General features: G+C 61.7%; 21 protein-coding genes. 6 read left to right on the top strand and 15 right to left on the bottom strand.

Features of this window, described 5'->3' with window-relative positions:
- Nucleotides 1-4: 4 nt before the first annotated feature.
- The 4 genes from Q7C20_RS11425 to Q7C20_RS11410 are packed head-to-tail and all read right to left on the bottom strand — an operon-like array spanning nt 5 to nt 2,623.
- On the bottom strand, nt 5-565 hold the full coding sequence (locus tag Q7C20_RS11425) for a DUF6162 family protein (RefSeq protein ID WP_375067377.1): 561 nt from the start codon (nt 563-565) through the stop codon (nt 5-7).
- Entirely contained in the window at nt 562-891 is a 330-nt protein-coding gene (locus Q7C20_RS11420) for a hypothetical protein (protein WP_375067376.1), read from the bottom strand. Before Q7C20_RS11420 ends, Q7C20_RS11425 begins: the two co-directional genes overlap by 4 nt.
- Complete coding sequence (locus Q7C20_RS11415) at nt 888-1,424, bottom strand: thiamine pyrophosphate-binding protein (RefSeq protein ID WP_375067374.1); 537 nt, start codon at nt 1,422-1,424, stop codon at nt 888-890. Before Q7C20_RS11415 ends, Q7C20_RS11420 begins: the two co-directional genes overlap by 4 nt.
- Nucleotides 1,421-2,623, bottom strand: coding sequence for a PepSY-associated TM helix domain-containing protein (locus tag Q7C20_RS11410; protein ID WP_375067373.1), 1,203 nt, complete (start codon nt 2,621-2,623; stop codon nt 1,421-1,423). Before Q7C20_RS11410 ends, Q7C20_RS11415 begins: the two co-directional genes overlap by 4 nt.
- A 287-nt stretch (nt 2,624-2,910) precedes the next feature.
- Here Q7C20_RS11410 and leuC point away from each other — a divergent pair, with 287 nt between their 5' ends.
- From leuC to Q7C20_RS11380, 6 genes are all read left to right on the top strand, one after another.
- On the top strand, nt 2,911-4,329 hold the full coding sequence (gene leuC / locus Q7C20_RS11405; RefSeq protein ID WP_375067371.1) for a 3-isopropylmalate dehydratase large subunit: 1,419 nt from the start codon (nt 2,911-2,913) through the stop codon (nt 4,327-4,329).
- Nucleotides 4,326-4,940 carry a 3-isopropylmalate dehydratase small subunit gene (leuD, locus tag Q7C20_RS11400; protein WP_375067369.1) on the top strand — a complete coding sequence of 205 codons (615 nt, stop codon included), beginning with the start codon at nt 4,326-4,328 and terminating at the stop codon, nt 4,938-4,940. Before leuC ends, leuD begins: the two co-directional genes overlap by 4 nt.
- 445 nt (nt 4,941-5,385) lie before the next feature.
- The gene (locus Q7C20_RS11395; protein ID WP_375067367.1) at nt 5,386-6,540 is read left to right on the top strand and encodes a KamA family radical SAM protein; all 1,155 of its coding nucleotides are present in this window, start codon (nt 5,386-5,388) and stop codon (nt 6,538-6,540) included.
- Between the two features lie 30 nt (nt 6,541-6,570).
- On the top strand, nt 6,571-7,938 hold the full coding sequence (locus Q7C20_RS11390) for an acetyl-CoA carboxylase biotin carboxylase subunit family protein (protein ID WP_375067365.1): 1,368 nt from the start codon (nt 6,571-6,573) through the stop codon (nt 7,936-7,938).
- Between the two features lie 4 nt (nt 7,939-7,942).
- A complete protein-coding gene (locus Q7C20_RS11385; protein WP_375067363.1) occupies nt 7,943-8,668 on the top strand; it encodes a 2OG-Fe dioxygenase family protein in 726 nt (241 codons plus the stop codon).
- Nucleotides 8,665-9,897, top strand: a complete 1,233-nt coding sequence (locus Q7C20_RS11380; RefSeq protein ID WP_348054774.1) for an MFS transporter — start codon at nt 8,665-8,667, stop codon at nt 9,895-9,897. Before Q7C20_RS11385 ends, Q7C20_RS11380 begins: the two co-directional genes overlap by 4 nt.
- On the opposite strand, the gene Q7C20_RS11375 is transcribed toward Q7C20_RS11380, so the two are convergent.
- The 11 genes from Q7C20_RS11375 to Q7C20_RS11325 all read right to left on the bottom strand — a co-directional run bounded on the left by Q7C20_RS11375 (nt 9,878) and on the right by Q7C20_RS11325 (nt 24,045).
- On the bottom strand, nt 9,878-10,792 hold the full coding sequence (locus Q7C20_RS11375) for a LysR substrate-binding domain-containing protein (RefSeq protein WP_375067360.1): 915 nt from the start codon (nt 10,790-10,792) through the stop codon (nt 9,878-9,880). The two genes, Q7C20_RS11380 and Q7C20_RS11375, sit on opposite strands and share 20 nt — an antisense overlap.
- A 102-nt stretch (nt 10,793-10,894) precedes the next feature.
- Nucleotides 10,895-12,184 carry a dicarboxylate/amino acid:cation symporter gene (locus Q7C20_RS11370; RefSeq protein WP_375067358.1) on the bottom strand — a complete coding sequence of 430 codons (1,290 nt, stop codon included), beginning with the start codon at nt 12,182-12,184 and terminating at the stop codon, nt 10,895-10,897.
- Between the two features lie 96 nt (nt 12,185-12,280).
- Complete coding sequence (locus Q7C20_RS11365) at nt 12,281-13,156, bottom strand: alpha/beta fold hydrolase (RefSeq protein ID WP_375067356.1); 876 nt, start codon at nt 13,154-13,156, stop codon at nt 12,281-12,283.
- A 143-nt stretch (nt 13,157-13,299) separates the two neighbouring features.
- A complete protein-coding gene (locus Q7C20_RS11360) occupies nt 13,300-14,340 on the bottom strand; it encodes an acyltransferase family protein (protein ID WP_375067354.1) in 1,041 nt (346 codons plus the stop codon).
- Between the two features lie 43 nt (nt 14,341-14,383).
- Complete coding sequence (murJ, locus tag Q7C20_RS11355) at nt 14,384-15,793, bottom strand: murein biosynthesis integral membrane protein MurJ (protein ID WP_375067352.1); 1,410 nt, start codon at nt 15,791-15,793, stop codon at nt 14,384-14,386.
- 2 nt (nt 15,794-15,795) lie between these two features.
- Entirely contained in the window at nt 15,796-17,223 is a 1,428-nt protein-coding gene (locus Q7C20_RS11350) for an O-antigen ligase family protein (protein ID WP_348054838.1), read from the bottom strand.
- Between the two features lie 2 nt (nt 17,224-17,225).
- Complete coding sequence (locus Q7C20_RS11345) at nt 17,226-18,329, bottom strand: glycosyltransferase family 4 protein (RefSeq protein ID WP_375067350.1); 1,104 nt, start codon at nt 18,327-18,329, stop codon at nt 17,226-17,228.
- Nucleotides 18,320-19,537, bottom strand: a complete 1,218-nt coding sequence (locus Q7C20_RS11340; protein WP_375067348.1) for a glycosyltransferase family 4 protein — start codon at nt 19,535-19,537, stop codon at nt 18,320-18,322. The genes Q7C20_RS11345 and Q7C20_RS11340 overlap by 10 nt, the downstream gene beginning before the upstream one ends.
- A gap of 8 nt (nt 19,538-19,545) precedes the next feature.
- Complete coding sequence (locus Q7C20_RS11335; protein ID WP_348054782.1) at nt 19,546-20,874, bottom strand: beta-xylosidase; 1,329 nt, start codon at nt 20,872-20,874, stop codon at nt 19,546-19,548.
- On the bottom strand, nt 20,864-22,054 hold the full coding sequence (locus tag Q7C20_RS11330) for a glycosyltransferase (RefSeq protein ID WP_375067345.1): 1,191 nt from the start codon (nt 22,052-22,054) through the stop codon (nt 20,864-20,866). Before Q7C20_RS11330 ends, Q7C20_RS11335 begins: the two co-directional genes overlap by 11 nt.
- The gene (locus Q7C20_RS11325) at nt 22,054-24,045 is read right to left on the bottom strand and encodes a GumC family protein (protein ID WP_375067343.1); all 1,992 of its coding nucleotides are present in this window, start codon (nt 24,043-24,045) and stop codon (nt 22,054-22,056) included. The genes Q7C20_RS11330 and Q7C20_RS11325 overlap by 1 nt, the downstream gene beginning before the upstream one ends.
- Nucleotides 24,046-24,050: the final 5 nt, after the last annotated feature.

The raw sequence follows: 24,050 nt of genomic DNA, 5'->3' as shown, positions 1-24,050 counted from the left end.
TCGTTCAGTGACGGTGCTGGCGGGTCACGCCGGCATCGAATTGCGTGACCACCTGCTGCCAACCGGCGGCAATCAGCGCCGGGTCAGTCAGGTCGGAAGGAGGGGCTAGGTTGGCCTGACGGTTGAGCCAGATGTCCGGCTCGGCGCCGTGCACGCGCATCAGCAGCGAGCCGCTTGTGGCGGGCGTCTGGCTCACGCCCAGGTAGGCCGAAGGCTCAAGCAATTGCCAGCGATGGTCACCACGGCTGACCGAACTGGCGTCCTGGGCAAACGGTGCGAAGCCTTCTTCGGCCAGTTGTTCAGGCGTCGGCAGGGCGTTCTGCTCCTGCTGCAACAGGTGTATTTCGTCCAGAGTCACCCGCAGGTCGGCATAGATGCCTTGCTCGGCGGCGCTCAAGTCGCGGCGCGCATCCAGTTGATGGCTGGGCACGGCGACCACTTCCTGGGTTTCACCGTGCAAGGCCACCACCGTGCCGGCGACCGCGAGAATGATCAGGCACAGCAGCAGGACGTAGAGCGTTTCATGCCCGGCACCGGCGGGGCGTACAACCTGTGTCGTGCTCATTGAGGCTGGATATCCGCTTGGTCGATTTCCACCACGTGGCCCGGGCCTGCGTCAAACAGCACGTAGAACTCAGCCGACGGCTTCTTGAAGGTCAGGGTCGAATCCGCGCCGAGCTTGCCGGGCAGGAGGATGCTTTCGTCGTAGCCGATCACGTCCAGGGTTACGCCCGGCGCGCCGCTGCCGTCGGAGAAACCGCCGGTGCACTGGATTTGCTCACCGGGGATTTCCTTGCATTCGCACATCGGGTTATGGGCCAGGGCAACGGTACTGAAACCGGCACCCAGCAACAGCGCAACACCTGCGCGGGTCAGTTGGGTCAACGTCATGGTTTAACACCTCTCTCTTTCAGCCAGGCAAGGGTGGCGGGTGAGGCCTTGCTCAGCGCAATGGAACCCTGATGCATGCTGCCGTCCCAGCCTTCCATGGTGACCCACAGTTCGGCGTCGGCAGGCGTGCGTTCCGGGACGGGTAGCGCAGCGCCCATGCGGTACGGCGTACCAAAGAAGATCACCCCGGCAGCCCGCAGGCTGCGCGGCTTGCCGATGCGCAGGTAGGTCGCCTTGACCTGCTTGGCGCAGGTATCGCACAGGGCTGCGTTGAAAAACTTCATCGGGCCGGCCGGGTCCGGAAGCGGCCCTTCGTTGCGGAACTCGGCGAGTGTCAGGCTCCAGGGCCCGACCTGCACGTCGCCGACTATTCGCTCACCGAGGCCGGTGTCGCCGCGAAACAATGCGGCGTCGGCAAAGTATTTGGGCATGAACCCCAGCGGTATCAACAACAGCAGCACATTGATATGGAAGCGCCATTTCAGCCAAAAGGCGCGCAGCGGTGAAGGCGGTACAGCGGCGACCTTGCTCATCGGCTGCCCTCCGAGGTTTCAGCCTGCAACGCCTGGATTGAAACCGGTTGGCGCTGTGCCTTGGCTTCGCGCTTGAGCGCATTGAGGGTGGCCAGTGCCGTGCGTTTGGTCCAGATCAGCAGGCCGCTCAGCACCATCATGCTCAGCACCAGGCCGAAGAAGGCCCAGATCAGCTTGATCCAGATCCCGCCGAAATCGCCGGTGTGCAGGGGGCGCATGGATTCGGTGACGAACTCCAGGCTGGAACGGTCGGAGAGCAGGTGCGAGGAGGCGATTTCACCGTTGTACGGGTTGATTTGTGCGGTCTGGAACATCAGCGGGTACCAGCCCCGGCCGCCCACTTGCAGGTGGCTGTAGGCATTGAGCGGCAGGCTCACAAAACTCGCTTCCAGGCCCGGTATACGCTGGGTGGCGATCGCGATGGCTTCGTCCACGGGAATCATCGGCGCCGGCACGCCGGGCGCCGACGTGGGGACTTTCTCCCGCGCAATCACCGGGACCACAGGCGCGCTGGATATGGAAATCTGGTTGTCGCTCAGGATTGCCTGGATCAGGAACCAGGTGCCGGTGATGGAAATTACCGCGATAAACCAGATCGACCAGATACCGCTCAACCGGTGGAAGTCTCCCCAGAAGATCCGCGCGCCGTGGCGTATGCGCAGGGTTGGCTTGAAAAAGCCTTTCCAGAAACGCTTGTACACCACCAGCCCCGTGACCAGGGAGGCCAGCAGCGGCAAGCCAAGCAGCGACACCAGGTACCAGCCCCAGCTGAAACCGTTGGTGAACGGCACCAGCCACCACCCGTGCAGCGCGCGGGTGAACTGGCGGAAGTCGAACGCCGGGCTGATGCCCTGAATCGCGCCGGTGTAAGGGTTGACGTAGACCTCCACCGAACGGCCGTCGGGGTAGCTGAGGTCGACACTCAAGGCAAAGTGCGATTCGTCCGGCCGGCTGAAGGATTGCACGATCACCTGGGGTTCGGCGCGCTTGATGGCGCTGATGACCTGGTCATAGCTCAGGGGTTCGGCGTCATCCGAGGGCTTGCTTGCGCGGATATCCGGGTTCGCCAGCCAGACGATCTCCTGGCTGACCACTGCCAGGGTGCCGGTGACGCAGACGATCAGTACAAAAAACCAGATGGGCAATGCCAGCCAGCTGTGGACGAGAAACCAGAGTTTGGAGCGCGACTTCTTCGACATGTGAATGCAGGTCTTGATCGGAGGAGGGCGATGGAGGCCCGAAAAGGCCAGTCGTAGCTTTTGCTGACGCGACGGGCTGTATCTAAGTTAAGACGGATGAGATCGACGGATCCCTAAGCCGGATATGAAAGAAAATGTTTCAGCCTCACATTTGGGCGGCTTCAAGCCCCGTATCGAACACGAACCATGTTCCAAGCCATCACCCAGTCGCCATTGATGGGGCCAGGCGGCTGCGTAGGATGGGCTTATGCCGTTGAGTGAGCGCCAATAAAAGTGAGCCCGAAAAAATGACTGCCAGAACCCTCTACGACAAACACATCGATTCCCACACCGTGTGCGCCCTCGATGATCAGGGGCATGTGCTGCTGTATATCGACCGTCAAGTGATCAATGAATACACCAGCCCTCAGGCGTTCAGTGGCCTGCGTGAGGCCGGGCGCGCGGTATGGCGCCCCGGCACGGCGCTGGCGGTGGTCGACCACGTTAACCCGACCACACCAAAGCGCACCGCGACCATGCCGGATGCAGGCGGCGCGCGGCAGGTGTCGTACCTGGCGGAAAACTGCCAGGACTTCGGCATCGAGTTGCTGGATATCCTCGACAAGCGCCAAGGCATCGAACACGTGATCGCCCCCGAGCAGGGCTTTATTCTGCCGGGCATGGTGATCGCGGCCGGCGACAGCCACACCACCACCTATGGTGCCCTCGGTGCATTCGGGTTCGGCATTGGCACGTCGGAAATCGAGCATTTGCTGGCCTCGCAGACGCTGGTCTACAAACGCCTTAAAAGCATGCGCGTGAGCGTCGAGGGCGCGTTGGCTCCGGGCCTCACGTCCAAGGACGTGATCATGGCGTTGATCGGCAAGATCGGCGCATCCGGTGCCACCGGTTACGCCATCGAATTCCGTGGTTCGACCATTGATGCGCTGAGTGTCGAAGCGCGCATGACCATCTGCAACATGGCGGTGGAAGCCGGCGCACGCGGCGCGTTCATGGCGCCGGACGAGAAAGTCTTCACCTACCTCAAAGGCAAGCCGCGCGCGCCCAGTGGCGAGCTGTGGGAACAGGCGCTGGTGGGCTGGCGCCAACTGCATTCCGATGTCGACGCCGTGTTCGACCAGGAAGTGCACCTGGATGCCAACGGCCTGGAACCCATGGTGACCTGGGGCACCAGCCCGGACCAGGCCGCGCCCATCGGCGCCTGCGTGCCTGACCCGCAATCCGTCAGCGACCTGATTCTGCGCCAGGACATGCACCGCGCCCTCAAGTACATGGGGCTGGAGGCCGGCATGCCGCTGAGCGACATCGTCATCAGCCACGCGTTTATCGGTTCCTGCACCAATGCGCGCATCGAAGACTTGCGCGACGCCGCCAGCGTGGTACGCGGCAAACGCGTGGCCAAGCATGTACGGGCGATGATCGTGCCGGGGTCTACCGAAGTGCGCGACAGGGCCGAAGCCGAGGGGTTGGCGGCGATCTTTATCGACGCCGGTTTTGAATGGCGTCAGTCGGGCTGCTCGATGTGCCTGGCGATGAACGACGACGTGCTGGCCCCCGGTGACCGCTGCGCCTCCAGCACCAACCGCAACTTCGAAGGGCGCCAGGGCGCCGGCGCACGCACTCACCTGATGAGCCCGGCGATGGTCGCCGCCGCCGCCATTACCGGCCGACTTACCGATGTCCGCCACTTTGGAGACCGCGCATGAGCCTGCAACCTTTCACCTGCGTCACCGGCAAGGCCGCGCCGATGTTGGCGGCGAATATCGATACCGACGTGATCATGCCCAAGCAATTCCTCAAGGGCATCGACCGCAGCGGCTTGGACCGAGGGTTGTTCTTCGACCTGCGCTTTTTGGCGTCCGGCGCGCCCAACCCTGAATTTGTACTGAACCAACCCGCCTGGCAGGGCGCGAGTTTCATGGTGGTAGGCCCGAACTTCGGCTGTGGCTCCAGCCGTGAACACGCCGTGTGGGGGTTGAAACAGACCGGCATTCGCGCACTGATCGGCAGCAGCTTTGCCGGGATTTTCTATGACAACTGCCAGCGCAATGGGGTATTGCTGATCACCTTGGACGAGGAGGTGCTGCAGGCACTGGGGCAGACCGTCAGCAGGCCTGCGCAGGCGCAAATAACGGTAGACCTGCAGGCGCAAGAGATCCGTTTGGCGGATGGGCAGGTGATCCCGTTCCAGATCGACACGTTGCGCAAGACCGCATTATTGCTGGGGCTTGATGCAATCGGCAGTACCTTGCAGCGCAGTCTGGAAATCAAGGCCTTCGAGCAGCGCCACTTGGCCGCCAACCCCTGGCTCAACTGAGCCCAATAAACGACACTGTTATATAAGTAGATAAACAGCGCCCTCGATTAACCCGAGGGCGCTGTTGTTTGTGTTATTTACTTTTCAAATAATTGAATTTACGGGGCGGGCCGGCAGTGAACACGGGGGCATTGACAGAATAGTGGGGCAAACCCGCAAAGAATGCAGGGGCAACGTGTTGACACACTGTGAAGCATCGGCTTAAGTGAGGCTGACTTGGAAAGTCAGCCGATTATATAAAGGGATGTTAATAAAATGACCGTGTCTGTCGATCAATCAGTAACGTGTTATTCCTCTCTCGCGCCAGTGATTAAGTGGGTCACTTAATCAAGGCTCAGCGCCCGTCAGTGTTTTCATCATTGCCCATACCCGTGCCTGCCCGGTCGTAGCAAGGCACGTATGTATAGGCCTGAACACAGATTGATAAAACAGAGAGTGCATACTCATGTCTATTTTTGATCAAGCCACACACCGTTCGGTACAGTGGCAAGACTGGCGCTGGCAGCAGAAGAATGCCATTCGTGATGAGCCCGCATTGCGCGCTGCCTGCGGTGGCTGGAGCGAGGAAACAACGGCGCACATCGAGTACAACCTGAAAGACCGCAAGATGCAGATCACGCCTTATTACATTGATCTGATCAAGCGCTCACTCACCTCCGGCTCCATAGAGGACCATCCGCTGTGGCGCCAGGTGGTGCCGTACTGGAGCGAGCAGGTATCCGGTGACTATGACGGAGCGTCCGAAAACTGGGAGCTCAGCCACGAGATGAAGACGCCGATCTGCCAGCACAAGTACGACAATCGCGTAATCCTGCGCATGACCAACACCTGCAACGCGTATTGCCAGTTTTGCTTCGAGGCGCTGCGCACGTTGCAAGTTGGTACCGAGAAAGCCAACGCCAGCACGGATTCCTTCAAGGACTCGGTGGATTACATTCGCAACAACCCTGCCATTGAGGAAGTGATCCTCAGCGGTGGCGACCCTCTTATGCTGGCGGATCGCAAGTTGGAAGAAAACCTGGCGGCGTTGCGTTCAATCAGCGACGACCTGCTGATTCGTATTCATTCAAGGGCGTTAAGTTTCAACCCGTTTCGCGTCACCGACGAATTACTGGCGATGCTGGAAAAGTACAAGGTCAATGCATTTGGTGTGCATGTATGCCACCCACTTGAACTCACTGCGGATTTTGCAGCGGCAGTTAAACGCATTCAACGTGTGGTGCCGATTGTATTTTCAAATATGCCCCTGTTGCGTGGTGTGAATGATGATGAAGCCACCCTGCATAAGTTGTTTATTGATCTTTATCGCCTCGGTGTAAAGCCGTATTACTTGTATCACTTCATGCCATTTTCACCAGGCGCAGCGGAATACAAGGCATCGATCAGTCACGCTATTGCCATTATGGATCGCCTCAAACGGCGTGTTTCCAATATTGCCATGCCCGAATATGTATTACCCCACGCACAGGGTAAGTTTACGGTGCCATTGCTGGACTTCGAACAGCCTGAAAACTTACCGCATTTTGAAGTTCGCGAGGGGCAACGCCATTACCGTTTCCGCAACTGGGAAGGTCAATGGTGCAGTTGGCAGGATGCCTGAATCAACTCACGGAATGAGGCGGTACGGCGTATGACACACGATGCGATTCTTTTTATTGATGTAGATGACAGCCGTTCGGTGCGTTATCTCTACCGCGAGCCGCACTTTGCGGTAGCTCGCGCGCAAGGCTTGGCCTGTTTGACGGCGGGCATTCGGGGGCGCAAGCACCTGCAGCGGCTGCAGGACAGCAGTGATGAACTGTTCCTGCTCGATGCACTAAGCGAGCAGTCCATTGTGGACCTGGTGGGCGAACTGGATGGGCGCTATCACATTCGCGGGATTTTCTGCCAGGCCGGGCATCCGTCCGCGCTGGGGGAGGTGGGTTGTATCGTTGCGCTGGCCTGTCAGCGGCTGGGTTTGGTGTACAGCAGCCCCGATGCCATTGCCGCGTGCAATAACAAGTTTTTGATGCGCAAGGCGCTCAAACAGCATGGCCTGCGTTCTGTGCCCTTCGCGTTGTGCAATAACGAGCAGGAACTTCAAGCGGGCGCCGAGCGAGTGGGTTATCCGCTCATCGCCAAACCACCGTTTGGCGGGGCGTCGGCCTTTATCAAAAAGTGCTCCAACTGGGCGCAGCTGCGCAGCCACTATGCGCATTTTCTGAGTGACCACGGCGCTGCCGCCTATGCGGATTTTTACGGCTGCGCGCATACCCTGCCGGAAGAGGACGGGCACTGCCGCGATTACATTCCGGGGCGCAGCCTGCTGCTGGAAGGGTATATCCCGGGAGTTGAGGGCAGTGTGGAGTGTGTGGTTGCCGGCGAGCGCATTCATGCGTTGCTGATCAACGAAAAACTGCTGCTGACCGAGCGCAGTGGCACGGTCCTCGAGAACCTGCTGATTTCGCCGCCGACCTCCTTTACCCCGGCCCAGTGCGAGCAGATTCGCCGCTATGCCGCAGATTGCCTGCGCGCGGTCGGCCTGACCAATGCCGTGGTGCATTTCGAGTTTCGCATGACGGATGAAGGCCCGGTGGTGATCGAAATCAACCCGCGCGTGGGAGGGCTGTATGTCAATGCAGCGTTTCGCGATCTGGCCGCCATTGACCCTTATCAGGTGTACCTCGCGTTGTTGCTGGGCGAGCCGGGGCTCAATGCACATTTGGAGGCCGGCGCGCGCCGGGTTGAAGCCGCCGGGCAACACTATGCGATGTTGGCGATTTATCCGGAGCACAGCGGGTACTTCAAAGGTATTGAAGGCCTGGCATTTCTGGATGACAGCCCGTCAGTGCTGGAATATGCGCAACAGGATGGCGGGCATTTCATCGATGCCGATATCGAGGAGCATTACTTGCTCAAATGCTGGGCCAGGGTTGACGGTGCCGACCACGCTCACGCAGTGCATGATGCGATCAGGCAACACCTGCGGGTCATCATCGATCACCGGGAAGCAGGGTAACCCTATGGACATCTCTCAAGTGTCGTCGCACTTGCGCGAACATCACTATTGTCACCAGCGGGATTTTCGCCAGTTGGTCACAGTCGGGCCGGGTGAAGAGCAAAGCTTTCGAGCGTATTGGGCAAACCTGGTGCGCGATGAGGCCTTCCAGACGTACACCCACCGCGAACGCCGGATCCTGCGCTATCGTTTATTGCCTTCGCGGCAGTTGCAGATCGACCGCAATGCCGCGTTCAAGTCGCCGGTCACCTATGCCGTCGAGTATCGACAGGGAGTGAATCACTTGAGCTATTGCGAGGATGGCTTTGTCGAGCATCCGCTCATGCAGAAACTGCTGGCCACGGACCTTGGCGTGATCGGCCCGCACCTGACCGAGCAGACGTACACCATTGATATCCACCAGTTTCGCGTCAGGGCGGATGCGCAATCCAGTAGCCCGACGACGTCGGGTATTCACCAGGATGGCCTGGACTGGGTGTTCATGCATTTTATCGGGCAGAGCAATACGGTGCCGGTGGTATCGGAAGTATTTACCGATGAAGCCGAAGACAGCCGTGTATTCAAGCTGCCAATGGAGCAGTTTCTTGAAACGATCGTGATCAACGACCGCAGGCTCTACCACCGCGCCGGCGATGTGCGGCCTCAGGTCGATTCGGCCCCCGCGTGGCGCGACGTGCTGCTGGTGAGCCTGCGCAGCGTGCCTGCCGAGTCGCAGGTGCAGCCGGCATGAGTCTCGCTCAGTCATTGACCCTGTCGACCCGCAACGCGCGCCTGATCATATTCGCCCGGGGGGTGTCGGACTTCGGCGCCTTTCTCAACATGGTGGCGCTGTCCACTTATGTTTATTGGCTCAGCCAAAGCGTGGTGTTTGTCAGTATTTTCCTGGCGTGCCGCGTCACCGGCGGCATTGCTGCCAGCCTGTTCGGTATCCCGTTTTTTCGGCGTTTTGCAGGCCGCAGTACCCTGGCCGGGCTGGACCTGGCGCGGGCGCTGTTGTTGACGCCGTTGCTGGTGCTGATACCGGCGCATCAGTTGAGCGTCCTGCCCTTTATCGCGTTTGGTATTGGCCTGTGCAATTCGTTGTTTGCGATTGGCCTGAACAGCCAGTTACCCACCTGGGTGGCGCTGGAGCAGCGGGTGAGCACCAATGCGTGGATCACGTCCGCAGCCGCCACCGGTGCAGTCTTTGGCAGTTTGCTCTCCGGGTTATTGATTGCCACCGGCGGATTCGAGGCGGTGTTCGCCGTCAATATCGGCACCTACGTGGTGGCTGCGTGCCTGATCCTGCCGTTGCGTGCGCTGTATGCAGCCAGCGTTGCAGTGCATCGCGGGTTGGCGGCGGAGTGGCGGGAACTGACAAAAGGCTTGAAAGGCGCGCCGATACTGGCGGCCATGTTGCTGATCAGCATGCTCGACACCCTCGGCAGCGCCGCGCATAACGTCGGTTGGCCGGTACTGTCGCAGTACATCTCGCCGGACACCGCCAAGACCGTCATGGGTTACCTGCTCGCGGTGTGGGCGTGCGGCAAGTTCGTCGGTGCGCGCCTGGCCAGTGCATTGTTGAAAGGCCGCGGCACCCACGCGATGGAGCGCCTGTTTATGGCGGGTGTAGCGCTGATGTCCAGCGGCTTTATCCTGACCTTCCAGCAAACCGAACTCTGGCTGGCGCTGCTATTGGTGGTGTGGGCGGGGCTGGGCGATGGCGTGTCCGAGGTGGCTCTGGTCTCCCGGGCACAAAGCGAGCCCGACAGTTTGCGCCTGCCGCTTTTCAGCCTATTGACCCTGATTCAAATGGCCGGCTTCGGCGTGGGCATGCTCGTGGTGGGGCCGTTCTACCTGACATGGACGCCGGCCCAGGTGATTGTGTTGTTCCATGGGCTGCCCTTGACGGCGTTGCTGATCATGGGGGCATGGATGGGTTACAGCGCCAACCGGGAAGTCAGATCGACAACCCCTTGAAGTGCTCCTGCAAAAACTCCACACACGCCCTTAATTTTCCGGAGTACGCCAACCGTGTGGGGTACACCGCCCACACATTGGCGCTCTGGGTGTAGTCATGCAGCACCTGTACCAGCTTGCCTTGCTCCAGCAATGGCTTCACGTCCCACATCGAGCGCAGCAACACACCGCGCCCATCGAGTGCCCACTGCAACACGATTTCGCCATTGTTCGAGGACAACGGGCCGCGTACGCGCACGCTTTCAGGGGCGCCGTCGCGTTCCAGGTTCCAGATGCCAAAGGCGTTGTCGCGCTCCTTGAGCACCAGACAGTCGTGCTGTTCCAGCTCACTCAAATGTTGCGGCGTGCCCCGTCGCGCGAGATACGCCGGCGCGGCGCAGAGCACGCGGCGGTTGCTCACCAGCCGTCGACCGATGTGCTGGCCGGGGATGTCGTCGCCCACGCGAATCTCCAGGTCGAAGCCTTCGCTGACGATGTCCACCACGCGGTCGAACAGGTCCAGGCGGATTTCCAGGTCCGGGTAGTGTTCCGCCAGCAGCGACAGGGCAGGCGCTACATGGTTGCGGCCAAAACCGAAGCTGCTGCACAAATGCAGGTGGCCGCGCGGGCTGTCGCGGGCGTCGCAGAGTTCGTCGCACAGTTGCTGGAAGTCTTCCAGAATACGCACCGCCCAGCGCTGCACGCGCTCGCCGTCTTCGGTCAGGGCGATGCGGCGGCTGGTGCGGTGCAGCAAGCGGGTGGCCAGGGTGGTTTCAAGGATCTGGATGCGCTTGCTGACATACGCCGGCGACAACCCCAGCTCATCGGCGGCGGCAGCGAAGCCGGCCTTGCGGATCACGGTGAGGAACACCCGCAGGTCTTCGGGTAGGGGCACGTTATCTTTCTTGTTAGTCATCAGACACAGACGTGGCGGCATGAGCCGCCACAATAGCACCCGTGTGGCGAGGGAGCTTGCTCCCGCTGGGCTGCGCAGCAGCCCCAATATCCCGCAAGCACCTCACACCCCAGCGCCAGCCCGTGCATGACGGCCATGCTTAAGCGCAATCGGCGCCATCTTTTCGCGGTCCAGTTCACCTTCCCACGCCGCCACCACCAGCGCCGCCACCGCGTTGCCGATGATATTGGTCAGCGAACGGCATTCCGCCATGAAGCGGTCGACGCCGAGGATCAACACCATTGCCGCCACCGGCACGGTGGGCACCACCGCCAGGCTTGCGGCCAGTGCCACAAACCCTGCGCCCACCACCGCACCCGCGCCTTTGGAGGTGAGCATGGCCACCGCCAGCAGCGTCAGTTGTTGTTCCAGCGGCAAATGGGTATTGGTCGCTTGAGCCAGGAACAGCACCGCCAGGGTCATATAAATGTTGGTGCCGTCGAGGTTGAAGGTGTAGCCGGTCGGCACCACGATGCCCACCACGCCTTTGGAGGCGCCGAGGCTTTCAAGTTTTTGAATCAGCTGCGGCAGCGCCGATTCCGACGAGCTGGTGCCCAGCACGATCAGCAGTTCCGACTTGATGTAGCCCATCAATTTGAAAATGCTGAAGCCTGCATAGCGGGCGATGCTGCCCAGCACCACAGCCACGAAGAAAAGCGCAGTGATGTAAAAGGTCCCCACCAGTTTCAGCAGCGGCAACAACGAACCCACGCCGTACTTGCCGATGGTGAAGGCAATCGCACCGAACGCCCCGATCGGCGCCACGCGGCTGATCATGCCGACGATACGGAAGAACACCTCGCTGGCCTGGTTGACCACGCCCACCAGCGGCCGCGCCTTTTCGCCGACCATCACCAGGCCAAGGCCGAACAGCACGGAGATAAACAGCACCGGCAGGATTTCACCCTTGGCAAACGCGTCGAAAAAAGTGCTCGGGATGACATTCAGCAGGAAACCGGTCACGCCTTCACTGTGCTGCGCCTGCCCGATAAACCCGGCGATGGCCGTACTGTCGAGGGTCTTCACGTCGATATTGAAGCCCACGCCCGGCTGCAGCAGGTGCGCGGCCAGGATGCCGATCAACAGCGCAATGCTGGAGACGATTTCGAAGTACAGCAACGCCTTGCCGCCCACCCGGCCGACCTGCTTTACATCGTGCATGCTGGTGATGCCGGAGACCACCGTGCAGAAGATGATCGGGCCGATGATCATCTTGATCAGCTTGATAAATCCGTCGCCGAGTGGCTTGAGGTCGATGCCGACTTGCGGCCATTGATGGCCGATCAACACACCCAGCGCGATCGCGATGAGCACCTGCACATACAGGGTTCCCAGCAGTTTTCTGATTGTCATTGTTATTATCTCGGTGCGTTTTTTCAGGCATAGAGAACCCGTCGCAGGCGTTTTCAGCCTGCGAGGCGGGTCCGTCAGGTCACGGGGTCATACGGCTCAGCGCAAAAAGCTCAGGACTTCGCCCAGCAACAACTCGGGGGCTTCTTCGGCAATGTAGTGGCCCGCTGGCAGGGCGTGACCACGCACGTCGGTTGCGACTTTCTGCCACTCCTTGAGGGGTTCGAAACAACGGCCGACGGTGCCTTCTGCGCCCCACATCACCAGCAATGGCAGGCTCAGGTGGTGGCCCGCGTCGATATCGGCTTTGTCATGCTCAAGGTCGATACCGGCGGCAGCACGGTAATCCTCGCAGATGCCGGTGGCAGTGCCCGGCAGTGACAGGCAACGCAGGTATTCGGCGAAGGCTTCATCGGTGAACGGCTTGAGCCCGGCGCTGCGGCTGCCCATGACGCTGCGCAGGTACAGCTCGGGGTTGCTTTCGATCAGGGCTTCCGGCAACGGCGCCGGGCGAATCAGGAAGAACCAGTGCCAGTAGGCGCGGGCAAAGGCTTCGTCGGTCTGGGCGTACATCGCAAGCGTTGGCGCGATGTCCAGCAGCACCATGCGCTTCACCGCGTCGGGGTGGTCGAGCGCCAGGCGATGGGCGACGCGGGCGCCACGGTCGTGGGCGAGGACCGAGAACCTGTCCAAACCCAGGGCTTTCATCAGCTCGACACCGTCGCGGGCCATCTCGCGTTTTGAATAGTTAAGGTGTTCGGCATTCGCAGGTGGCTTGCTGCTGTCGCCATAACCGCGCAGGTCGGCGGCAACCACGGTGAAGTGTTCAGCCAGTTGTTCGGCAACCTTGTGCCAGATGACGTGGGTTTGCGGGTGCCCGTGCAGCAGGAGCAAACCGGGACCTGTACCGCCTTTGCGGTAGCTGATGTTCACGCCGTTGACGTGGCAGCTGGCTTTTTGGAATCCGGCGAACATGGAGTGACTCCTTGTGATGATTGTTTACATCGTGGAATCACGCAGCGTTTGGGGCAAGGGGGAAAGCGTGGAGGGGTTGTTCATGAAGTGTGTAGGTGCAGGGCCGGCTCTGGTTGCGCTTGTCAGAACCGGCCCCTTTTGCGTCAGCGGTGCTCTGCGACCTTCGGTTCGGTTGCCTTGCGCACTGGAAACGGAAAGTAGAAAAACCGCAGGAATGCCACGCGCTTGATCACTTCCCCGATCAGCAACGGCACACCCACTGCCGCTACCAGGCCCACACACGCCGCGAGAAACGGGTGCAGCCCCAGGCGCGCCATCAGGTCGAAGGTCTTGTGCTGAATTTCGCCATGGAAGATCAACAGGATCAGGGTTGACTGGCCGATATACGTCATCGCCCGCGTCAGGATGGCCGAGACCATCAGCACTTTCGCCAGCGCCCAGCAGGCGTACACACCCGTCACGGCCAGCAAGCTGCTCCACAACCAGTGGTCGTAGCGCCGTTGCGCCAAGTCCATGGTGTCCAGAGTCGGGATAAACACGGCGGCAAACAACAGAATCGAGATCACCAGGGTCAGCCAGGAGCCTGCGTGCGTGCGCAGCCAGTCGCGCAGCAGGTAGCCGACCACGAAATACATACTGCTGATCAATGTGATATCGAGGCTGAAGGGCAGCCCCGGCAGCACCCAGGTATGCTCGCCGAGCGTCACCGGCAATTGCCAGAACAGCGGCAATGCCCAAATGCCGATCAACAGTTGCACCGTCATCAGCACGCCACTTGCCCACAGCCCCAGCTTCAAGCGCTGGATCAACCGCAGCATCACCCAGCCGAATAGAATCGCCACCCAGAAGTGCGGCAGAAACCACATGGCCTGCCACGGAATGGTGTCCACGGAGGCATACAACACGCCGCCGATATCCGGCAGCAGCGGTTGCCCACGCAGCACGGCGCGCACGATCACATACAGCAGCATGGTGAAAAAAAATGGCTTGAGCAGGCCGTCGGCCTTGCGTATCGCCATCTCCACAAACGGCTGCTCGGGCTTGAAAAACACGCCGGACAAAAAGAAGAACAGCGGCAGGATGAACGACGCCAGAATCGGGTACATCAGGTCCGGCGACGAGGCGACAAACCAGCTGTGCGCATACACGATCACGAGGATGCCGATGCCTTTGGCGATGTCCATTTGAATCCAACGATGTTTCACCTGATCACCCTCACTTGCCTATTCATGCCTTGCGCCATGGCTTCAGCCACAGCCCCATGCCCAGCAACACCACAGCGCCTGCCAGGGTGCTCAGCCCCAGTTGCAGCCACACGCCGTCAATGTGAAACAGCACCAGCGCTGCAAACCCCATCACCCCCGCACTGAGCAGCCAGTGCCGCGCCCAGGGCAGCGCGCCGAGCAACGACTGGCGTTGCATCAACAGCAGTGCGGTGCAGACAACTCCCGCCAGTGCCGCCAGCGGGATGCCAGCCAGGCCGAACATGAAGGGCAGGGCGCCGAGCAACACCACGTTGACCGCGCTGCCCAGCAGCTCGCAGCGCAATGGTTGGCGCGTGTCGCCGGCGGCGTAGGCATAACGTGCGAGCAACGCGTTCCAGGCGCCAAACACCAGCGGCACGGCAAACCACGCCAACAGCAACGGCAACGGCGAGTCCGCAGATTGTTTGGGCAGCAGCAACGCCACCAGGTTTGGCGCTGCCGCCACCAGGCCGACGCCGGCAGGCAGGGTCAGCACGCTGGCGGTTTCCAGGCCGCGCTTGAGCAGGGCCAGGCGCTCATCGCCCTGGCGTCGGCTCATCATGCCCAGCAGCACCTGATTCAGGCTCATCAGCGCAATCAGCGGCAGGTTCATCAACTTGCGGGCGAGGTTCACCCACGTTACCGCGCCTTCACCCAGCAGCGAGGCCACCAGCCGCTCAATCAGGGCCAGCCCCTGGCTGGCGCCATTGCTGAGCAACAGCGGGCCGATGCGCTGGCCGAGTTCGCGCAGTGGCGCAACGCTCAGTTGCCAGCGCCACGGCCGCCAGCCCTGTCGCCAGATCGACGGCAGCAGCGCCAACGGCATCAACAGGCTGCCCGCGACGCAGGCCAATGCCAGCGAATGCGGCTGAGTCGCGGTGCCGGCCAGCGCGAGGTAGGTCACCGGCGGCAGGTTGAACAGCAACGAACCCAGGCCCGCCAGCACGAAGCGCTCGCTGGCCTGTAACGGAATGCTGAACAGCGCGTGCAGCATCAAGCCCGGTACGCACCAGGCCACAATCTGCAGGTTGCTTGCGGCCAGCGCCGTGGCGCTTGCTGCCAGGCCCGGACCGAGCAACTGCACCAGCCACGGTGCCAACACGGTCAGCAGCAGCCCCGTCACCAAAGCGATCAGCATCAAGGCCGGAAACAGCACCGCCAGCCAGTCCTGTCGCTCGCCGCCCTGGCGTTGCAGGTACAGCGGCAACGCGGCGGCACTCAGTACGCCACCGGCCAGTGACATGCGCAACGCTTCGGGCAAAAACAGCGCAATCAGGAAGGCATCACTGCGCTCGCCCGCGCCCCACGCCGCCACCAGCAACCACTCACGGGCAAACCCCAGGCACAAGCCGAGCAGGGTCGCCAGGGTCAGCCAGACGGCAGAGCCCAACATGGTTAAGGCCGCGCGCCGTCAAGGACCGGCTTACTAAAAACCACCGTCTTGACCTGCGGCAAGCGTGCCGGGAACAGCCGCCGCGCCTCCAACACGTTGAGGCCCACCATCAGCCAGAACAGCGCGACCATCACCACCGCGAAGCTGAAGTAGTGGTCGAACAAACCGCTCACCAGCGCCGCGAGAATTCCGGCGGTGCTGCCCAGCCACAGGGCGTTGTCCTTTGTCAGGCGGATCGGGCCTTTTTCCGGGCGTGCTTCACGCCACCAGCGCACGGTCACGGCCACAAACAGCAGCATGCCGACGAGGCCGGTTTTGTAGATGAAGTTCAGCCACAGGTTGGAAATCCCCAGAAACTGAGTGCCCGGTACCGGCGGGTCGACCTTGAAACCGATGCCGAAGGGGTAGGTTGCCATTGCTTGGGGGAACATCCGGTATTCGTCAAAGCGCACTTCGGTACTGGCGTTATTGGTCGAGAAAATTGTCGCCAGCCGGTCTTGTAACGGTGGATAAGCCATCACCAGGGCCACGGTCAGCGCCGCGCCGATCATCAACAAACGCCCGGTGTAAGGCACGCGCCGCGTGGCCATCCACATCAGCACCAGGGCCAGGCTGACCATTGCACCCCGGCTACTCGCCAGCAGCAAGGCCGCCGCGCCGAGGCACGCCACGCCCAGGCCCAGCGCGCGCTTCCAGCCTTGTTCGGTCATGCCGAAGCAGAACGCCAACGGCAGCAGCAGGGCCATGATCCCGCCGATGGCATTCGGGTGCATCCAAGGCGAGCCCATGCGCGAAGACATCGCCTCAAGGCCGAATTTCAACGTGTCGAAGTTGCCGTAATTGAACACCGCCAGAATCGGCGCAATGCCCGCCCCCGAGCGCGTGCGCACAAACACCGCGATCGACAGCACCAGCATCGCCAGGCTGCCGAGCAACAGGGCAATCACCAGGGATTCGCGGTGCTTGTAGTCGGTCAGCAATTTGGCGCAGAGGAACACCGCCGACAGGCTCAGCAACCAGCGCAGCCAGTTGGCCACGCCACTGGTCTCGGCATGGATGATGACCTGGCCGACGATAAACGGGAACACGCTGAACATCATCAGCCACAGCAGCATCTGATCGGTGGGGCGGCGCGACAGGCGCGGTGCATCGGGCAGGCGTGCCAGGAAGTTGTGCCACAACACCGCGCCCCAGGTCAGCGCCAGGATGGCTTCGCTGACCGTACTGCGAATGCCCAGGTTGACGGTTGAGTACGGCATGAACGTCGCAATCAACGCGAACAACAGCAGGCCCCACAGCGGGAAGCGCAGAATAGTCACCGCAGCCGCCAGGCCAATCACGGCAAGGAACGCCTTGGTCGGTGACAGCAGCAAGGCCAGCGCACCAAACAGCAGGCCAAAGAGAATCGCGACGAGGCTGGTCAGGGACAATCTCATGTCAATTCCTCGATCAGTTCAGCCAGGCGTTGGCGATAGGCATGACGGTTAAAACGTTCCGCCCACTGCCGGCAGTCTTCGGCGGACTCCAACTCGGAGCGCTCGCCCAGGCTCAGCATCAACTGCACCAGCGCCGGGCCGTCGGTGGGGGAGAAGCGCGGTGACGACGGCGGCGTGATTTCATCCAGCGAGGAGCCGCTGGCCACAGCGACCGGCGTACCGACACTGAGCGCTTCAATGACCGGCAACCCAAACCCTTCGGCGTACGACGGCTGCCACAGGCGCGAGGCCTGACGGTAGAGCGCGTGCAGTTCTGCGTCCGAGACACCACTCAACGCGCGAATCCCCGGCAGGCTGCGCTGGGCCTCGGGCAAATGCTCAAGGCTGCCGACCAGTACCAGCGCCGGCACATCGGGCGATTGCAAGCGCGCCTGTTGCCACGCATCCACCAGAAACGGCACGTTTTTGCGTAGCTCGCGGGTGCCCACCAGCAGCCAGTAACGTTCCGGCAACTGCCGCGCCGTGAGGTCAGCCGCCAGCTCGACAAAGCCGTCGACCTGATTGGGCAGCACGCGAATTTTGCCCGCCGCCTTGGGAAACAGCCGCGCGGTTTCATCGGCGCTGTACTGCGAAGGCGTCCACACCCGGTCGGCGCTGTGCACCGCCCAGGCAATCGACAGGCGATCGCTGGTCTTGTAAATCTGCGCTTTCAGGCGGTTGGCGTGGTAGTTATTCAGGGTGATCTGGAACAGGTCATGCAGCAGCACCACCGTGCGCAAGCCTTGCGGTTTGGGTGGCAACGGCAAGCCCATATTGAACGTGCTGATGTACAGGTCGATGTGGGCCTCGCGCAAGGCACGGGGCAGAAAACCGGCCTCAAAGCGCAGGCGATTGTGTGGCTGGTGCATCGCCGTCTTCGCGCAACCCCAGGCCGGGCAATGCGCTTGAAACCGGGTTTCGTCGCCCAGAGGCGCCACGGTAAAGCGCTCAATTTCGGTGCCCGGCAGGCTGCGCAGGGCATGTTCCAGCGCGTACACCTGGCGGCTGATCCCCGATTGCGGCGAAGTGCCGACGGTGCGGTAATCCAGGCCTATACGCATGCAGGCTCCTTTTGATTGAGCGGCGCGAGCGTGGCATACACTTGCTCGAGCTGGCTGGCGGCGACGCTCCAGTCATGGGCCCGGCGCACATAAGCGCGACCGGCTTCGCCCATGGGCGCGGCGGCCTCGGGAAACTGCAGCAGGCGCACCACGGCATCCGCCAGGCTTGCGGCGCTTTGACCTCCGAGATAGTCCAGGCCTTCCACCAGGTCCAGCCCCGACACACCTTGCTCGGTACTGGCCAGCGGCAGGCCGGCGGCCAGGGCTTCCAGCACTTTGAGCTTGGAGCCGCCGCCATGGCGCAGGGGCGCCAGGAACACCGAACAACTCGATTGCAAATTCAGCAGGTTTGGCACGAACCCTTGCCATTCTATGCGTGGGTCTTTCCAGCGCTCACGCCAACTGCCGGGCATGCCGAACCCGCACACGCTCATGCGGGCATCCGGGCAGCGTTCCCAGACTATGGGCAGAATTTCATCCAGCGCCCACTCGATGGCATCCACGTTGGGCGCGTATTCATAGTTACCCAGAAACAACACGCGGCGGGCAGATGGATTGGGGCTGGCGGCGGCGAAGTGATCGCAGTCCACGCCATTGACCACCACCGGCACCGGCTTGCCAGCGATATTTTCCAGCACCTGCGCATCGCTGTCGGTGACTGCCACCACCTGTGTGGCCTGGCGCATTACGCGGCGTTCCCAGCGTGCGTAGCGCCATTGATCGTAGCGAATAAACGGCAGCGCCCAGCCCGGCAGGCGGTCGTACGTGGCGGCGCCCAGTGCCGATTCGACGTTGTGTTCGGTCAGCACGAACGGCTGGGCGTTGCGCGCCAGGGCATCTTCATAAGGCTGGAAGGTGTAGGTGTGCTCAATCTGCACCACGTCCCAATGCTCGTTGAGCAATGTATTGAAGGTGTCCTGCAACTCACCCGACAGGCCGTTCACGCTTGCCAGCAGCGGGTAGGGCGCGAACAGCCCTGCCACCAGGGTTTTCAGGCTGCGCAGCGGGCGGCGCGGCAGGATGATCAGGTGTTCGAGGAAGCTTTCCAGCACCTGGCGATCGTTCAGCGACACCGGGTTTTTGTCATGCAGCAGCAAGGTGATCCGATGCCCGCGCGCCGCCAGGCTGCGCAGCAAGTGGAACTGGCGCGTCTTGCCACCGCTGGTGGTGGGCCAGGGCGAGTAGGGCAGGATCCATAAAATGCGCATGGCAGGCTCTAATCCCATAGCAGAATTTGCAGGTTCGACTTGACCGGTATGGTCAGGCCGCCGGTGCCGCTCACCGGGGTTTGGGTGCCGCGCAGCGGGTCGTACAGGGTTGCACTGGCCAGGTTTGGCAGATGCGCGTTGCCGCCCTGAGCCGACCAGAAGAACCACAGTTTGTGGCCGTCGGCGCGGGTCCAGCCGATGCTGAACAGGCCGTCTGGCAAGTGGTCGGCGACGGGCGGGTCGCCCGGAGTGAGTTGCGGCCCGCTCACGTCGAGGAAGTTCTTCAGGGCGGTGTAGGCCGGCTTGGGGTTGGCGTCGATGTCGAGCAAACCGTAAGACTGGTCACGCACGCTGGCGCGCTGGTCGAGATCGCTCAGGGTGAAGAGGAAAATCTTGTCGTAATCCATCGCGCTCATCAGTGCTACGCGACGCACGATGTAATCGGCCTGGGCTTGCAGGGTGATGATGTCCTGGGCGTCTTTGGGCCCGGTGTAGGTTGACCAGCCCCACTCGGTGCTCCACAGGGTGTGCACGCCGCCGTGGCGCAATGCTTGGTTGAGCGCGGTGGTCTTGGCGATAAAGTCGAGGTTGGCCGGGTCATTGCCTTCGGGCAATTGGGTGTAGGGGTGGTAGGAAATGGTGGTGTTGAGGCTGGCCACGCCGAGGGCGCCCAACGCATCGAGCATGGACTGGCCGTTGGGCATTTCACTGAAAAACGCCATGCCGGCCGCCACCACTGGCTTGCTCGGGTTCACCGCGCGCAAGGCGCCGGCGGTGGCGGTCAACAGGGCCGCGTAACCTGCGGGGTCGGCCACCGGGCGCCAGAAGCCGAGCAAGTTTGGCTCGTTCCACACTTGCCACGCATCGACGCTGGGGTAGCGTTGGGACAGCAACGCCATGCGGTTGGCGAACACGTTGGGGTCTTTTGGCGGGTACTGGTCCTGATAGGGCGCACCTACCGGCGCGGTGGTGGCGAAGGGCGCCGAGCCGACCAGATAGAACACGGATTTGAGTTGATTGGTTTGCAGGTTGCCGACCAACTGGTCCAGGGTCGCAATGTGGTACTGACTCTCCACCGGCTCCAGTTGGTCCCAGTGCAAATCCAGGCGCACCCACTCCAGGCCCAGCGCCTTGAGGCGGTTGATCTGCAGTTGATAGCGCTCGGGGCTGAACCACAGGAACTGCGCATTCACCCCGAGAAAGTCTTTCCACACCACCACCTTGCTGCCCTTGAGCACATGGTTCTCGGCGTCGGCCTGGCGGCCCCACATAAAGGCGCTCAGGCCTAACGCGGCGATCACCGCGAGGGTGGCGAAGTACGTACGTTTACGCGCCATAAGGGGCTCCTGCAATGGCCTGCTCAAAGAGCTGCTTGAACTTCTGCGCGGTCAGCGGCCACAGGCGTTCGCGGCCGATTTCCCCGGCGCGCTCGGCCCAGTCGCGAGCCAGTGACGGCGTGCGCGCCAGACGCAACAGTTGCTCGCTCAGCGCGTTTACGTCGCCTTCGGGAAAGATGGCGCCGTTACCGCTGGCGACTTCTTCGGCAAACGCTCGGGCATTGGAGGTAATCGCGCCACGGCCACAGGCGGTGGCCCAGGACAGTGCGCCACTGGTGCCACGCTGGCGCCCCAGCAGGCCGAGTTTTTTTGATTCGCGATAGGGCAGCACCATCACATGGTGCGCCTGGATCGTTTGTGCGATCTCGTCCGCCGGCAGGTTCAGCCGCCAGTCGATGGCGCCCTCCAGGCCAAGGTCGGCGATCTGGCTTTTCAACTGCTCCAGGTAATTACCGCCTGCGCCAAACGCCATTTCGGCAGCCGTGCCACCGGCCAGGGTCAGGCGCACACGGTCACGCAATTCGGGTGCATTCTTGAAGACGGCGGCCAGGGCCTGCAACAGGTCTTCAATGCCTTTGCCACGGTAGATAAAACCGAAATACAGCAGGCGCAAGGTGTCCAGCGGCGGCAATGGTGCCGGTGCGATCGCCAGGTTGGCGTGGTTGATCACTGCCACTTTGCCCGCTGGCAAATCCATCCGCTGGGTGAGGCAATCAGCGCCCAGGCGGGTGAGGGTAATCAGCCGCGTCAGGCGGTTGGCGAGGTGGCGTTCTTCGCTCAAGGTCAGCGGGTCGGCCAGCACCACTGCCGCCTGGGGCAATGGGCTGGGCAGACGCTCCAGCAGGTTCAGCGGAAACGGCAGGTGTTCGCGCCGCCACACGATGCGCTCCGGGTCATGCACGGTGGCCGTCAACGGCAGGTTGGGGTAGGCCTTGCGCAATTCGCGCAGGGCCAAAAATTCCCCCAGGCGCCCGCCGCCCAGCTCGGCGTGGACCAGGTCCACGCTGTGCCAGTCGAAGCCGCTGAGGGCCTGTTTGATCGCGACGCTGGTGCCTTCCACGCCGGTTAACGGTGTCGTTACCGTCACGCCCACTTGCTCCAGTGCCGACTTGAAATGGTTCGCGTAATCGGCGATCCCGTTTTTCTCCGGCGGTAAAGGGGCGAGCAGGGCGATGCGCATCAGAACGCCCCCCGGTATTTGGCAATGTTTCTAAGCACCTTGGCCGGCACTTCGAATTTGCGCCGGTTGATGATGATGCCGTCCACTTTGCCAAACGCCGTGTTGAGGATCGACAGCGCGTGTTCCACCACCGGCACCGTGCTTTTCTGCGCTTCCACCACCAGCGCGATCAGGTCGGCGCGGCGCAGGGTAATGAATGCATCACGGTTGTCCAGCAGCGCCGAGGCATCCAGCAGCACCACTTCGCCCGGTTCGGCGCTGGCCAGCCCGCCGACGCGCACATTGGTGCCGTTCTCTTGCAGCAACAGGCGCAGTTGCTCCACCACAAAGGTCACCCCTTCGCCGTGGCGCGCCGAGGTCAGCCCCAGCGTCAGGCCCCGCTCGGCAATGCGGTCCGGCTGCAGCAGGCTGTAGAGCCTGTAGATGCTTGCGTTGAACGCGTTGGTGCCCTGCGCGGTGCTGGCGTCCAGTTCCGGAAGAGTGGTCCACAGCGGCAGGCCAAACTTGCGTTCCACCAGGCCGCCATCGTGAATGCGCTGGTCCAGCAGGTAGCACAGGTAAATCACCAGCAAGCCGACGACGATGGCAAACGGGATCGCCAACACCAGCATCACCAGGGTTTTTGGGAAGATGCGGCCCGGGTTCAGGGTGGCTTCTTCGATCACCGCGATGTTGCTGATCTGGCTGTTGTCCAGCTCACGGTCGATGCGCGATTTTTCCAGGTTGTCCACATACAACGCGTAGTTGCGCTCGGTGGTGGCCAGCTCGCGGGAGAGGCGGGCCAGCTCCGGTTCTACTTCCAGGGCTTGCTTGCGTTGAGCTTCCAGGTTGACCAGTTGCTTTTCCTGTTGAACCAGTTGGGTGCGCAGGGCCAGGTTGTTGCTCGACTCATCCAGCAGCACGCGCTGCAAGTGGATTTCCAGGGTGTTGGGCGCGCGGTTTTCCGAGCTTTGCACCGTACTGCTTTCACTGGCGACATGGGCCTGCATCGCACGGATCGACGCATCCAGGGCTTTGACTGGCGGCGCGTTGTCGGTGTAGGTGCGCATCATGTCGGCCTTTTCCAGCAGCTTCTGGTTAAGCAGGCGACGCAAATCCTGCTGCTGGGGGTTCAAGGCGATCTGGCGCACCGTGGTCACTTCCTTGGGCTGCGTCTTGAGCTGGACGCGGGTGCTCGCGATGGCGCTGTCGGAAGACGCGATCAAGCGGGTGGTATTGAAGATCTCGCCGCGCAGCACGTTGATGCGCTCGGACAAGTCTTCCAGGCGGTCGGTGATGCTCGCCGCGCCGATCTCATTGAGGCGCGTGAGGATCTGTTCCTTGTAGCTTTTGATTTCGGTGGCGCTGTTGCTCACCTGGCCTTCATAAAAGGCATACAGGCTTTTGCGGCCCAGGGCCTGGGTGCGCTCGGCGACGTAGGTTTCGACCCAGTGCTTGACCACCGCCTGGGCAACTTCCGGGTCGCCCCATTTGAAGCTGATGTCCATGACCGTCGAACCCACGGCGTGGCTCACTTCAAAGTTCTTTTCCAGGCTGGCGGCGAGGCGCTCCACCGGCGTGGTTTTTTCGACGATGCCGACGGTTTCGAGCACCACGCGAATGCCATCGAACACGCCACCGATGCCTGCCTTGATGTAGTACTTGGTGCGCTTCAAGAGCCCTTCCGGTGGCGGCGCATTGTCGATCACTTCCAGGTAATGCTCGGCCACCGCGCGCACGATCGGGCGACCGGTCAGCAGGCGTTCCTCGTCGACAATCGGATCACGCTGGGTGCTGGGCATGACCAGCGCCTGGCGGTTGCTGATCTCGATCGGCAGCGTCGAATCACGCCCCGGTTTTACCAGCAGGCGCGCGGTGGACTCGTACTTGGCGGGCAATAAAAAAGCCCCCAGCAGAATGATCACCAGCGCCGCAATGGCCGCCAGCTTGAATTCGTGCCGGAAGATGAAGAACAGGCGCAGAAGATCACGAAAAGAACGGATCTCGATCATGGGAT

The sequence above is a fragment of the Pseudomonas sp. AMR01 genome, from assembly GCF_041946035.1.
Lineage (GTDB): Bacteria > Pseudomonadota > Gammaproteobacteria > Pseudomonadales > Pseudomonadaceae > Aquipseudomonas > Aquipseudomonas antarctica_B.
Note: the sequence above shows the minus strand (reverse complement) of the source record. Positions and strands in the feature narration are given on the sequence as shown.

What these genes read in the sequence shown, in the direction of transcription:
- Q7C20_RS11425 (WP_375067377.1), bottom strand. Translation starts at nt 565, where the DNA reads ATGAGCACGACACAGGTTGTACGCCCCGCCGGTGCCGGGCATGAAACG.
- Q7C20_RS11420 (WP_375067376.1), bottom strand. Translation starts at nt 891, where the DNA reads ATGACGTTGACCCAACTGACCCGCGCAGGTGTTGCGCTGTTGCTGGGT.
- Q7C20_RS11415 (WP_375067374.1), bottom strand. Translation starts at nt 1,424, where the DNA reads ATGAGCAAGGTCGCCGCTGTACCGCCTTCACCGCTGCGCGCCTTTTGG.
- Q7C20_RS11410 (WP_375067373.1), bottom strand. Translation starts at nt 2,623, where the DNA reads ATGTCGAAGAAGTCGCGCTCCAAACTCTGGTTTCTCGTCCACAGCTGG.
- leuC (WP_375067371.1), top strand. Translation starts at nt 2,911, where the DNA reads ATGACTGCCAGAACCCTCTACGACAAACACATCGATTCCCACACCGTG.
- leuD (WP_375067369.1), top strand. Translation starts at nt 4,326, where the DNA reads ATGAGCCTGCAACCTTTCACCTGCGTCACCGGCAAGGCCGCGCCGATG.
- Q7C20_RS11395 (WP_375067367.1), top strand. Translation starts at nt 5,386, where the DNA reads ATGTCTATTTTTGATCAAGCCACACACCGTTCGGTACAGTGGCAAGAC.
- Q7C20_RS11390 (WP_375067365.1), top strand. Translation starts at nt 6,571, where the DNA reads ATGACACACGATGCGATTCTTTTTATTGATGTAGATGACAGCCGTTCG.
- Q7C20_RS11385 (WP_375067363.1), top strand. Translation starts at nt 7,943, where the DNA reads ATGGACATCTCTCAAGTGTCGTCGCACTTGCGCGAACATCACTATTGT.
- Q7C20_RS11380 (WP_348054774.1), top strand. Translation starts at nt 8,665, where the DNA reads ATGAGTCTCGCTCAGTCATTGACCCTGTCGACCCGCAACGCGCGCCTG.
- Q7C20_RS11375 (WP_375067360.1), bottom strand. Translation starts at nt 10,792, where the DNA reads ATGACTAACAAGAAAGATAACGTGCCCCTACCCGAAGACCTGCGGGTG.
- Q7C20_RS11370 (WP_375067358.1), bottom strand. Translation starts at nt 12,184, where the DNA reads ATGACAATCAGAAAACTGCTGGGAACCCTGTATGTGCAGGTGCTCATC.
- Q7C20_RS11365 (WP_375067356.1), bottom strand. Translation starts at nt 13,156, where the DNA reads ATGTTCGCCGGATTCCAAAAAGCCAGCTGCCACGTCAACGGCGTGAAC.
- Q7C20_RS11360 (WP_375067354.1), bottom strand. Translation starts at nt 14,340, where the DNA reads ATGGACATCGCCAAAGGCATCGGCATCCTCGTGATCGTGTATGCGCAC.
- murJ (WP_375067352.1), bottom strand. Translation starts at nt 15,793, where the DNA reads ATGTTGGGCTCTGCCGTCTGGCTGACCCTGGCGACCCTGCTCGGCTTG.
- Q7C20_RS11345 (WP_375067350.1), bottom strand. Translation starts at nt 18,329, where the DNA reads ATGCGTATAGGCCTGGATTACCGCACCGTCGGCACTTCGCCGCAATCG.
- Q7C20_RS11340 (WP_375067348.1), bottom strand. Translation starts at nt 19,537, where the DNA reads ATGCGCATTTTATGGATCCTGCCCTACTCGCCCTGGCCCACCACCAGC.
- Q7C20_RS11335 (WP_348054782.1), bottom strand. Translation starts at nt 20,874, where the DNA reads ATGGCGCGTAAACGTACGTACTTCGCCACCCTCGCGGTGATCGCCGCG.
- Q7C20_RS11330 (WP_375067345.1), bottom strand. Translation starts at nt 22,054, where the DNA reads ATGCGCATCGCCCTGCTCGCCCCTTTACCGCCGGAGAAAAACGGGATC.
- Q7C20_RS11325 (WP_375067343.1), bottom strand. Translation starts at nt 24,045, where the DNA reads ATGATCGAGATCCGTTCTTTTCGTGATCTTCTGCGCCTGTTCTTCATC.